The organism is Vibrio fujianensis, assembly GCF_002749895.1.
GTDB lineage: Bacteria > Pseudomonadota > Gammaproteobacteria > Enterobacterales > Vibrionaceae > Vibrio > Vibrio fujianensis.
The window spans coordinates 341,265-353,632 of record NZ_NBUS01000042.1; the positions used below are offsets into that span (position 1 = coordinate 341,265).

General features: G+C 44.2%; 12 protein-coding genes. 2 read left to right on the forward strand and 10 right to left on the reverse strand.

Annotated elements, in window-relative coordinates:
• From rseP to rpsB, 8 genes are all read right to left on the reverse strand, one after another.
• Window positions 1-759: RIP metalloprotease RseP (rseP, locus tag B7C60_RS18900; RefSeq protein WP_245869178.1), on the reverse strand; the 759-nt coding region annotated here is incomplete at its 3' end.
• Window positions 756-1,964: a 1-deoxy-D-xylulose-5-phosphate reductoisomerase gene (gene ispC, locus B7C60_RS10590; RefSeq protein WP_099611615.1), complete on the reverse strand. Its 1,209-nt coding sequence runs from the start codon at window positions 1,962-1,964 to the stop codon at window positions 756-758. The genes rseP and ispC, both read right to left, overlap by 4 nt.
• Before the next feature lie 49 nt (window positions 1,965-2,013).
• On the reverse strand, window positions 2,014-2,856 hold the full coding sequence (locus B7C60_RS10595; RefSeq protein WP_099611616.1) for a phosphatidate cytidylyltransferase: 843 nt from the start codon (window positions 2,854-2,856) through the stop codon (window positions 2,014-2,016).
• A gap of 16 nt (window positions 2,857-2,872) precedes the next feature.
• Entirely contained in the window at window positions 2,873-3,625 is a 753-nt protein-coding gene (gene uppS, locus B7C60_RS10600; protein ID WP_099611617.1) for a polyprenyl diphosphate synthase, read from the reverse strand.
• Window positions 3,626-3,716: 91 nt separating this feature from the next.
• On the reverse strand, window positions 3,717-4,274 hold the full coding sequence (gene frr, locus B7C60_RS10605) for a ribosome recycling factor (protein WP_099611618.1): 558 nt from the start codon (window positions 4,272-4,274) through the stop codon (window positions 3,717-3,719).
• A gap of 36 nt (window positions 4,275-4,310) precedes the next feature.
• The gene (gene pyrH, locus B7C60_RS10610; protein ID WP_099611619.1) at window positions 4,311-5,042 is read right to left on the reverse strand and encodes a UMP kinase; all 732 of its coding nucleotides are present in this window, start codon (window positions 5,040-5,042) and stop codon (window positions 4,311-4,313) included.
• Window positions 5,043-5,185: 143 nt separating this feature from the next.
• Window positions 5,186-6,028 carry a translation elongation factor Ts gene (gene tsf, locus B7C60_RS10615; RefSeq protein ID WP_099611620.1) on the reverse strand — a complete coding sequence of 281 codons (843 nt, stop codon included), beginning with the start codon at window positions 6,026-6,028 and terminating at the stop codon, window positions 5,186-5,188.
• Window positions 6,029-6,160: 132 nt separating this feature from the next.
• Window positions 6,161-6,889: a 30S ribosomal protein S2 gene (gene rpsB / locus B7C60_RS10620; RefSeq protein ID WP_099611621.1), complete on the reverse strand. Its 729-nt coding sequence runs from the start codon at window positions 6,887-6,889 to the stop codon at window positions 6,161-6,163.
• Between the two features lie 414 nt (window positions 6,890-7,303).
• Here rpsB and map point away from each other — a divergent pair, with 414 nt between their 5' ends.
• Together map and glnD are read left to right on the forward strand one after the other, a co-directional pair.
• Window positions 7,304-8,146, forward strand: a complete 843-nt coding sequence (map, locus tag B7C60_RS10625) for a type I methionyl aminopeptidase (protein ID WP_099611622.1) — start codon at window positions 7,304-7,306, stop codon at window positions 8,144-8,146.
• A 116-nt stretch (window positions 8,147-8,262) separates the two neighbouring features.
• On the forward strand, window positions 8,263-10,887 hold the full coding sequence (glnD, locus tag B7C60_RS10630) for a bifunctional uridylyltransferase/uridylyl-removing protein GlnD (protein WP_099611623.1): 2,625 nt from the start codon (window positions 8,263-8,265) through the stop codon (window positions 10,885-10,887).
• A 102-nt stretch (window positions 10,888-10,989) separates the two neighbouring features.
• On the opposite strand, the gene pgpA is transcribed toward glnD, so the two are convergent.
• Together pgpA and thiL are read right to left on the reverse strand one after the other, a co-directional pair.
• Complete coding sequence (pgpA, locus tag B7C60_RS10635; protein ID WP_099611624.1) at window positions 10,990-11,496, reverse strand: phosphatidylglycerophosphatase A; 507 nt, start codon at window positions 11,494-11,496, stop codon at window positions 10,990-10,992.
• Window positions 11,493-12,368, reverse strand: an 876-nt coding sequence (thiL, locus tag B7C60_RS10640; protein ID WP_245869181.1) for a thiamine-phosphate kinase, incomplete at its 5' end; no start/stop codon positions are given. The genes thiL and pgpA, both read right to left, overlap by 4 nt.

Sequence of the window (12,368 nt, forward strand, 5' to 3'; positions counted from 1 at the left end):
TTGACCATTAATCCTCGTTAGTACATCACCCACCTGTAACCCCGCTCGTTCTCCTGCACTACCCGATGAAATGCTCGCTAATACGGTCGAAACCGCAGGCATAAACGGTTTAAATCCTAACGCTCCCATAGCAGACTCGGTTTCAGGATCAAAGTTCCATGAACGTAGGTCAAAAGTTTTGATTTCATCAATTCCGATGCGATCAGGTGAAGAAACCGTCAATGTTAATTGATCGTTACCAATGTGACGGATAAGGCCCATATTGACCGATTCCCAATCAAGCGTCTTGCTGCCAGAGACAGCTTTGATTTCCATACCGGGTTCAACACCAGCCTGCGCCGCAATAGAATAAGGGGTCACCTCTCCAATCACAGGCTTAACGGCTGGCACTCCGATTAAAAACACCAACCAATATGCCACCAAAGCAAAAAGAAAGTTGAAGATAGGCCCCGCACTGACAATTGCAGAGCGCTGCCACAGTGATTTTTTATCAAAAGCAAATGGTTGCATTTCAACGGGCACATCGGCCACTCGACTGTCGAGCATTTTGACATAACCGCCTAAGGGGATGATCGAAAGACTGTATTCAGTGCCATCTTTCCCCATTCGTTTCCAGATCGCTCGTCCAAAGCCAATCGAAAACTTTTCAACTTTAACCCCACACTTTCTCGCGACCCAAAAATGACCATACTCATGTACCGCCACTAAGATTCCTAGGGCGACTACAAAGGCGATAAAGTTCCACAAAATGCCACTCATAACATGCGCTCTTTTAAGGTTTGATTAGCAAAACTGCGAGCTATTGTATCTAGCTCAAGTAGGCTTTCCAAATTATAAGAATGTAACGGGCTGTGAGTCCCACAAACTTTAGACAATACCTTATCATTGATAGTTGCGATATCAGTAAAACGAATTTGACCTCGCAAAAAAGCATCGACAGCAACTTCATTGGCTGCATTTAATGATGTTGTTGCATGTTGCCCCAAGTAACACGCATCAATAGCCAATTGTAAGCACGGGTAGCGTTGATAATCGACCGCCATAAAAGTCAACTCACTCAAACGCGTAAAATCAAGTGGTCGAACACCGGCTGTAATACGTTGAGGATAGGCCAAAGCCTGGGCTATTGGCGTGGCCATATCTGGCTCACCAAGTTGTGCGATCACAGAACCGTCTTGATACTGAACCATTGAATGAATTACAGACTGAGGATGGATCAGAACATTCAACTGATCACGCGAGGCATTAAAAAGCCATTTAGCCTCGATGTATTCTAACCCTTTATTCATCATGGTTGCCGAATCAACAGAAATTTTAGGCCCCATAGACCAATTAGGATGAGCAATCGCCTGCTCAGGAGTCACATCATGCAATGAAGCAACATCACTATAGCGAAAAGGGCCACCGGAACCGGTAAGCAGAATATGAGAAATGCCATTGGCAGAAAGATCACACCGTCCCAATTTGGCTTGAGCATCAACAGGCAAACATTGGAAAATCGCATTATGCTCACTATCAACGGGCAACAGCGTCGCACCATACGTGTCAACAGCATCAATAAATAGCTGACCAGACATCACTAACGCTTCTTTATTTGCTAATAATATTCGCTTGCCTGCCTTAACGGCGGACATGGTTGGGATAAGCCCGGCAGCACCCACAATGGCTGCCATCACGGTATCGACTTCTTCATGAGCAGCGACGTAGCACATCGCTTCTTCGCCATACAACACTTCGGTTGTCAAATGTAAAGCAGTTAGTTGTTCTGTCAACAACTGAGCAGCGGTAGCATCAGCCATCACGGCATATTTAGGTCGCCATGTTTGGCAAAGCTCACGCATTTTGGTTACATTTCGCCCAGCGGCTAACGCCACAATAGTAAACCGGTCAGGATTCTCAGCAACAACTTTAAGCGTACTGGATCCAATAGACCCCGTCGCTCCCAGAATCGTTAATTTACACATATCCAAAAAATGCCATGGTTTCAGTCGAGCAATATCGCATCGCTCGACATTAGAATAAGAAATAGAGAAGCGCGAACACAGGGAAAGCGGCCGTCAGACTATCAATTCGGTCTAAAATCCCCCCATGTCCGGGAATAAGATTACTGCTATCTTTGATCCCTGAGACTCGTTTGAACATGCTTTCAACTAGGTCTCCCAAAACAGAAATGACCACCGTGATCAAAATGGTCAGCATCATAATAAAAGAGGAGGTAAATTGAATTGAAAAAACATCAGCAAAAAACCACCCAACCATCATCGCAGCGACAACGCCCCCCATTAACCCCTCAATCGTCTTGTTTGGGCTAACCGCTGGTGCCATTTTATGCTTGCCAAAGCTCTTACCGGCGAAATAAGCACCACTATCGGCCGCCCAGACAATCAAGCAAACAAATAGAACTAATTTCGCACCATGGTAACTATCAACAGTAAAATGTTCAGCGCGTAAAAAAATCACACTCCAGAAAAAAGGCAATAAAGTGAGTAAACCAAACAGGTGACGGACGGTATTGGATGACTCCCAGCAACCACGAGATTTAGGATAGGTAACCGCGAGCACACTAGAAAAAACCCACCAAACCGAACCAGTCATGAGCATAGCACTCTGAATCGACGATAACTCACTCGATAAAGCCAGTTGAGGTGCAAGGAAAAAATAGCTCACTCCTCCTGCAACAACGCTCGGGATTAACGCTAAATAGCGAGACGAGGAAGAAACAAACTGAGTCCATTCCCAAAACCCCAAAAAGGTGACCAAGGCTAGAGCCAAAATAAATCCGCTTAGCGGGAGAAAAAAAATCCCAGCAATAACCAAGGGGGCAAGTAAGAGCGCTGTAATAATTCTCTGCTTCAAACTTAGACGTCCTATTTTATGATGTCATCAATGCCTTAATTTGCTCACCGGTACAACCAAACCGTCGCTCCCGATTCACAAACCAAGTCATGGCTTCAATTAAACTCTCTTCACCAAACTCTGGCCAAAAAACCGGGGTAAAGTACATTTCTGCGTAGGCTAACTGCCAAAGCATAAAATTACTGATCCGACATTCACCACTGGTACGGATCAGCAGATCGACCTCAGGAAGGTCGGCCATTGTAAGATGGTTAGCAACAACGCCTTCGTCAATTTCATCTACCGAAAGATCACCGCAGCTGACTTTGGTTGCAATCTCACGCACCGCCTGGGTAATGTCCCATTTGCCACCATAATTCGCCGCAATATTAATTACCATCCCAGTATTGTTTTGAGTCAAAGCTTCTGCTTGGGCTATTTTACTTTGTAACCGCTGGCTGAAGCGACTTTTGTCCCCAATTATGCGAAGGCGTAGATTATTCTTGTGTAATTTTTTGACCTCGGTAGATAGAACGCTAATAAAGAGCTCCATCAATACACCGACTTCCTCTTCAGGACGCCGCCAATTTTCACTGCTAAAAGCAAATAAAGTGACAGCTTTTATCCCTAATTTCGCGGCGGTTGTGATCGTTTTACGTACTGCTGAAACCCCATTTTTATGACCAAAAACCCTAGGTTTACCTTGCGCTTTCGCCCAACGACCATTGCCGTCCATAATGATTGCGATATGCTTGGGAAGAACATCTGAAGAGAGTGGCGAATTTTGCATAGAAACGTAATGATGACAAAAAGATGATGAAGGGTAGCATAAAAAAACGCTGCACTGCGAGCACAGCGTTTTTTTACATGTTGTTATGAAATTAAACTTCCATTAGCTCTTTTTCTTTGGACGCTAATACTTCATCAATTTTCTTGACGGCGACATCCGTTAGCTTTTGGATCTCATCTTGAGCTTTACGTTCTTCATCTTCTGAAATTTCTTTATCTTTCAAAAGAGCTTTAAGATCGTTGTTTGCATCACGACGAATATTACGTACGGCAACACGTCCACCTTCAGCTTCTCCTCGCACAATCTTAACTAGATCACGGCGACGCTCTTCTGTGAGTGGTGGCAGTGGTACACGAATTACCGTCCCAGCAGACATTGGGTTAAGGCCAAGATCAGACATTAAAATCGCTTTTTCGACTTTAGGGGTCAGTTCTTTATCAAATACCGTAATCGCTAGCGTACGAGCATCTTCTGCCACGACATTAGCAATTTGGTTGAGTGGTGTTGCTGCACCATAGTATTCAACTGACAAGCCAGAAAGTAAACTTGGATGAGCGCGGCCAGTACGAATTTTAGAAAGGTTATTCTTTAGCGCTTCAACACTTTTTTCCATACGCTCTTGAGCGTCTTTTTTGATCTCATTAATCACAATATCACCTTAATTCTTATTTCATCTTGAGCGTGATTATACTGCGGCACTGATTAGTGTACCTTCCGCTTCACCCATGACCACACGGCGTAACGCGCCTGGTTTATTCATATTAAAGACACGGATTGGCATCTTGTGATCGCGTGCTAAAGTAAAGGCTGCAAGATCCATCACTTTAAGTTCTTTGTCCAGTACATCGCTGTAAACCAGTTTATCATACAGTTGAGCATCAGGGTTAGCTACAGGGTCAGCACTGTAGACTCCGTCTACTTTTGTCGCTTTTAAGACCACATCGGCTTCAATTTCAATACCACGTAAACAAGCAGCAGAATCTGTCGTAAAGAAAGGGTTACCGGTCCCCGCCGAAAAAATAACCACTCGACCTTGACGCAATTGGCTAATCGCATCAGCCCAATTGTAATCATCACACACGCCTTTTAGTGGAATAGCAGACATCACACGAGCATTGACATACGCACGGTGCAGAGCGTCACGCATTGCTAAACCGTTCATCACGGTTGCCAACATTCCCATGTGGTCACCCACAACTCGATTCATTCCCGCAGCGGCAAGCCCTGCACCTCGAAATAAATTGCCGCCACCGATCACGACACCAACTTGAACCCCCAATTCCACGAGTTCTTTCACTTCCTGTGCCATGCGATCAAGCACAGCAGGGTCGATACCAAAACCTTCATCGCCTTGTAATGCTTCGCCGCTTAATTTTAACAAAATACGCTGATACGCGGGTTTAGGGTTCGTTGTCATGGATTTTACCTTCCAAAGAGTGTTGTGAATTAACCGTCATGAATAGACTTGCCGTATAAATATATTCATCACGACTAAGATTACCGCATTCGTAAAAAGACCGCAGCCTTGGCTACGGTCTTAATGGTGTAATCAAATAACGATTAACCTTTTTGAGCCATTGCTACTTCTTCAGCAAAGCTTAGGCCTTCTTGTTTTTCAATACCTTCACCTACTTCTAGGCGAACGAATGAAGAAACTGAAGCACCTTTTTCTTTCAGAATTTCACCAACGGTTTTCTTGGGTTCCATCACGAAAGCTTGACCGGTTAGAGAAACTTCGCCGGTGAATTTCTTCATGCGGCCTTCAACCATTTTCTCTGCGATTTCTTTTGGTTTACCTTCGTTCATTGCGATTTCAACTTGAACTTCACGTTCTTTCGCAACAACGTCAGCAGGAACATCTTCAGGGTTTACATACTCTGGACGAGAAGCCGCTACGTGCATCGCAATGTGTTTCAACGTTTCTGCATCTGCAGCACCTGCAACAACCACACCGATACGAGAGCCGTGGCTGTATGAAGCCAAATCTTGGCCTTCGATATATTGAACGCGACGGATGGTGATGTTTTCACCAATTTTAGCCACGAGTGCAATACGAGTCTCTTCGAATTGAGCTTGTAGTGCTTCTACGTCGACTTTAGACGCAAGAGCAGCTTCTGCAACTTCATTAGCAAACGCTAGGAAGTTACCATCTTTTGCAACGAAGTCAGTTTGGCAGTTGATTTCAACAAGAGCAGCAATGCCCTCGCCTTGTTTAATGATGATAGTTCCTTCAGCAGCGATGTTACCTGCTTTTTTCGCCGCTTTCGCAGCGCCGCTTTTACGCATGTTTTCAATCGCTAATTCGATATCGCCATTGGTTTCAACAAGCGCTTTCTTACATTCCATCATACCTGCGCCAGTACGTTCACGCAGTTCTTTAACTAGAGCAGCAGTAACAGCCATTCTCTATTCCTCAGTTGATTCTGGATATGGTAAAAATTGGGGGCCTATCGATTCGGCCCCCAATGCTAACGATCACCTAACCTATACTATTTATTATAATAGATAGAACTAAGTGTGACTCAGAGCCGCAAATTATTCCGCTTCAACAAAGCCGTCTTTTTCAGCAACAGTCGCTAGATCTTTGTTGCGACCTTCGTTAACTGATTCAGCAGCGGCGTTCAAGTATAGTTGAACAGCACGGATTGCATCATCGTTACCTGGGATAACGTAATCAACACCATCTGGGTTAGAGTTAGTATCAACAACAGCAAATACTGGAATGCCTAGGTTGTTTGCTTCTTTAACTGCGATGTGCTCGTGATCAGCATCGATAACGAATAGAGCGTCTGGTAGACCACCCATATCTTTGATACCACCAAGAGATTTCTCTAATTTCTCCATTTCACGGGTACGCATTAGAGCTTCTTTCTTAGTCAGTTTCTCAAAAGTACCGTCTGTTGACTGAACTTCAAGATCTTTTAAACGTTTGATTGACTGACGAACTGTTTTCCAGTTAGTTAGCATACCGCCTAACCAGCGGTTGTTTACGTAGTATTGGTTACTTGCAATTGCAGCTTCTTTAACAGCTTCAGATGCAGCGCGCTTAGTACCTACGAAAAGAACTTTCCCTTTTTTCTCACCGATTTTAGTCATTTCAGCAAGTGCTTCATTGAACATTGGTACGGTTTTTTCTAGGTTGATGATATGAACTTTGTTACGAGCGCCAAAGATGAATGGTTTCATTTTTGGGTTCCAGTAACGAGTCTGGTGACCAAAGTGAACACCCGCTTTTAGCATATCGCGCATTGATACAGTTGCCATTATATAATCCTCTATGGGGTTAGGCCTCCACATCCCCCATGCATCCGACTTCTCAGTGACCACTGGAAGCACCCCGGAACACGTGTCGGAATGTGTGTGATTTAAAGTTAAATGTGTATGGAGCCGATCTAACTCGTCAAACATGAAGAAAATAGACCAGTATTCCGGCGCGCTTTATACCATATTTAGCCGCAATGTGGCTAGTAATAATTAATTGACGACTGGCTATCATCAACAGGCCAACACGATGACGAGAATAAAAGATACCCAAACAACCTGGCGTTGCAGGTAAGCGGGGGATATCAATTCTCTATAATTCTCATTCTTATCTAAGTCGCTTCTTGCGCTTCCTTTTTGCACTGTTACAATATTGCGATTGGCACGGGAGTGCATAAAAATGAGTAGAGAAAGCCGATGTCTGTAAAAATTAAAAATGCTGAAGAGATTGAAAAAATGCGAATCGCAGGTCGACTCGCAGCAGAGGTTCTAGAAATGATCGAGCCCCATGTAAAACCGGGGATAACGACAGAACAACTAGACAAAATTTGTCACCAGTATATCACTGAAGTACAAGGCGCAATTCCAGCACCGCTTAATTATCATGGCTTTCCAAAGTCCATTTGCACCTCGATTAATCATATTGTTTGCCATGGCATCCCAGCCTCACAAGATACTTATTTTGGACAAATCCTGCGCCCAGCGGTACTTAAAGAGGGCGACATTATGAATATCGATGTCACAGTAATTAAAGATGGTTACCATGGTGATACCTCCAAAATGTTCCTCATCGGTGAGGTTTCTCCGGCTGATAAACGCCTCTGTTTTGTCGCACAAGAGTGTTTGTATCTATCCCTGAAAAAAGTTAAACCTGGTATACAGTTAGGTGAGATTGGTACCGCGATTGAAAAACACATCAAAACCAACAATAAAAATAATCCTCGCCTGAAATTTTCGATTGTACGTGATTATTGTGGGCATGGTATTGGGGCTGAGTTTCATGAAGAGCCACAAGTGGTGCATTACCGCAATAATGATCGCACAGTCTTACGTGAAGGAATGATTTTTACCATTGAACCGATGATCAACGCGGGTAAATTTGGTTGCCGGCTTGATGATGAGGACAACTGGACTGTCTATACCGCAGACAACAAAAATTCAGCGCAATGGGAGCACACTTTATTGGTCACCGCTGATGGCTGTGAAATTTTAACTTTACGTGAAGAAGAAACCATCCCTCGTATTTTTCACAACGCCTAATAGCAAAAAGCGGTCAGCTCTATCAATATGCTATAAAGGAGCGCTTGAGCTCAGTGATTGATTTCTGTTAGATTCAATACAGACCTGAGCTCACTCTTTTGCACGGACCGCTTGTTATGCCTTCTTACTTATCTCCGCTTCGTTTTACTAACGAACAGCTCAATGTCGACGAATTAAAGCAACAATTAGATTGCTTTTCTCTTTATCAGCGACAAAAGTTTTTAGCCCGCCACTCTGTGACAGACCTTGTGCTTGGTCGTGCAGAATATATGGATTTATTACTGCATCGACTGTGGCAGCAATTTGGCTTTCATCATCATCCTGAAATTGCCCTCGCTGCTGTTGGCGGATATGGACGCGGTGAACTCCACCCGCTCTCTGACATTGATATTTTGATCGTATCAGAGCATAAATTAGCCGATGAACTAGGGCGTAAGATCAGTGAATTTATCACGCTATTATGGGATTTACGCTTGGAGGTTGGCCATGCGGTACGGACATTATCTGAATGTGCTGAAATTGGCCGAGAAGATTTAACCGTTGCGACGAACCTACAAGAAGCTCGCTTACTTTGCGGTAGCGAAACCGTCTTTTTACAACTCCAATCGCTTGTCGACTCTGATTCTTTTTGGCCAAGCGAAACGTTTTACCAAGCAAAGATTCAAGAGCAACGTGCCCGCCATGCTCGCTATCATGATACTACCTATAATCTTGAGCCCGACATAAAATCCACCCCAGGAGGTTTAAGAGATATCCATACGTTAAGTTGGGTTGCTCGCCGCCATTTTGGTGCTAAAACACTGTATGAAATGAGCCGCTTTGGTTTTCTCACTGATGCAGAATATCGAGAGTTAGTCGAATGCCAAGACTTTTTATGGCGCATCCGTTTTGCCCTACACCTTGAGCTTAAACGCTACGACAACCGATTAACCTTCGCTCATCAAGCACAAGTGGCTGAACACCTCGGTTTTACTGGCGAAGGAAATCGTCCAGTAGAAATGATGATGAAAGAGTTCTACCGAACTTTACGTCGTGTGGCAGAATTGAACAAAATGCTACTAAAACTGTTTGATCAAGCGATCTTAAATCATGGTCAAGAGAGCAAACCAGAAATCATTGATGATGATTTCCAACGCCGAGGAGCATTAATTGAAGCCCGTAAACCGGCACTTTTCCAGGCTCGGCCAGAAACCATCTTGGATATGTTTTTACATATTGCCAGCGATTCCACCATTCAAGGTGTTGCCCCTTCGACTATGCGTCAATTACGCACTGCTCGCCGTCGATTAAATAAATTTCTACACACCATCCCTCTCGCTCGAGAAAAGTTTATGGCATTAACCCGCCATCCGAATGCCCTGCACAAAGCATTCGGTCAAATGCATAAATTGGGGGTATTAGCGGCCTATCTTCCGCAATGGAGTCAAATTGTTGGGCAGATGCAATTTGACCTATTTCATGCTTATACCGTCGATGAGCACAGCGTTCGATTACTTAAACACATCAACTTATTTAATGATGAAAAAAATCGCTCCAAACACCCTATTTGTTGTGAAATATACCCGAAAATACAAAAAAAAGAATTATTGATTATTGCGGCTATATTCCATGACATAGCCAAAGGGCGCGGCGGTGATCACTCTGAAATCGGAGCAGTTGAAGCTTACGACTTCTGCATTGAACATGGGCTCTCTAAGCCCGAAGGTAAACTTGTGGCCTGGTTGGTACAACACCATCTGTTAATGTCAGTCACAGCCCAAAGACGTGATATTTACGATCCTGATGTTATTATTGAGTTTGCCAAAAAAGTGCGCGATGAAGAACATCTCGAATATTTAGTCTGCTTAACGGTTGCTGATATTTGTGCCACCAACCCTGAGCTTTGGAACAGTTGGAAACGTACCTTGCTGGCAGAATTGTTCTATTCCACTCAAAGAGCGCTAAGGCGTGGACTAGAGCACCCGGTCGATATCCGGGAGCGAATTCGTCATAACCAACAAATGGCATCCGCTTTACTGCGCAAGGAAGGATTCGCCAGCCGTCGCATTGAACTCCTCTGGCAACGTTTTAAAGCAGATTATTTCTTACGTCACACACATAAACAGATCGCTTGGCACGGTAGCCACCTACTCACTCATCATGATGCAAACCAACCGTTAGTCTTAATTAGTAAAAAAGCCACTCGAGGAGGAACGGAGGTGTTCGTATACACCAAAGACCAACCCGCATTATTTGCGACCGTTGTGGCAGAATTAGACAGGCGTAATCTAAACGTTCATGACGCACAAATCATGACCAGTAAAGACGGATATGTACTCGATACCTTTATGGTCTTAGATCATAACGGACAAGCAATTGAAGAGTTACGACATAAATCATTGGTAAAGCATCTCGTGCATGTATTGCATGATGGTCGCCCAACAAAAATTAAAACTCGCCGCATACCTCGTAATTTGCAACACTTTAACGTACCGACTCAAGTTGATTTTCTCCCCACTAAAAGTAAGAAACGCACCTTAATGGAGTTTGTGGCACTCGATACTCCTGGATTACTTGCCACCGTTGGGGCAACCTTTTCTGAACTCAATATTAACCTTCATGCCGCCAAAATTACTACGATTGGTGAACGCGCCGAAGATTTATTTATTCTCACCAGTACCAATGGGGGAAAGTTAACAGAAGCAGAAGCAACGGCATTGCGTGAGCGGTTAATTGAAAATGTAGCCAGTCTCGCGCCTTAACCGATATCAGCCAGATCACGATAACCTATTTATTGTTGTGTATGGGGAGGAAGAATATCCTCTCCCAAACCGATAACTCTAGCGCAAGTTTTCGCGGATTAGCTAGTTTAACCACCCCGCCCACGCACCGATCACCACAAGCATAAACGCCGATATAACACCCGCAACAATATCATCTAACATGATACCTAGCCCGCCATCAATACGTTTATCCAACCATCCAATCGGCCACGGTTTGACCATATCAAAGAAACGAAACAGAACAAAGCCACTCACTAACCAACGCCAATCCCAAACCGGTAACTGAAGAAAAGGAACGATAAACATCGTTATCCAAAATCCAACAAATTCATCCCATACAATAGAGCCATGATCATGAACTTTCATGTCCGTTGCTGTCAGTTGGCATATTTTCACGCCAATGAAGCAAGCAAATAAGACCAATAGTGAATAAAGCCAGATAGGGAGATGAGCCAATAGTAAATAAAAAGGAACAGCGGCTAGTGTTCCCATTGTGCCGGGAATAATCGGGGATAAACCACTCCCAAAGCCGGTTGCTAATAAATGCCAAGGATTACGCATAGAAAGGCGTGAAATTGGATGACTCATACTGACTCCTTAAAATGATCAAATCCGGTCAAAGACCAATCAAGCTTCTCACCTTGACGAATAAGCTCGACAACACCCTGTGGGCGAATTTGGCCAATACAGGTTATCTTGCTCGCGGTATGAGCCAATGCACTCTCTAGCGAACCTTTATTTTCTTCCGGAACAGTAAAACAGAGTTCGTACTCTTCACCACTCGTTAAAGCATATTGCTGGGCAAGGACATCATCCCCTGTAAACTGCTTTAATTCGTTCGAAAGCGGTAAGGCATCCACCTCAATACGCGCTCCCACTTGAGAGCGATGTAAAATATGCCTTAAGTCTGCCATTAAACCATCCGAGATATCAATCGCCGCAGAAGCAAGGTTTAGTAAGGCTTGGCCAACCAAGACTCGCGGAGTAGAGAGATAATGACGCTGCTGTAATTCCGCAGCGAAGGGACACGCTCGTTTCGTCGGATCAAGAATAACCTCTAATCCAGCTTTGCTATCACCAAGTTCGCCAGTCACATAAATCCAATCCCCCACTTTTGCCTGATCACGCAGTAATGCTTTATCTTGAGGAACAAACCCATGTACCGTCAGGGTAATCGAAAGCGGCCCCTTGGTGGTATCACCACCAATCAACTGGATATTATAGTAGTTGGCTAAATCAAAAAAAGCGCGACAAAAAGGCGCAAGCCATGCTTCGTCTACCGTTGGTAAGGTTAACGCCATCGAGACCCAAGCAGGAGTGGCTCCCATTGCAGCTAAGTCGCTAATATTAGAAGCTAGCGCTTTATGCGCAACCCAAGCAGGATTAGCATCAGCTAAGAAATGAGTTCCCGCCACTAATGTATCGGTACTGATTGCCACTCGGACATTATCAGGGATATC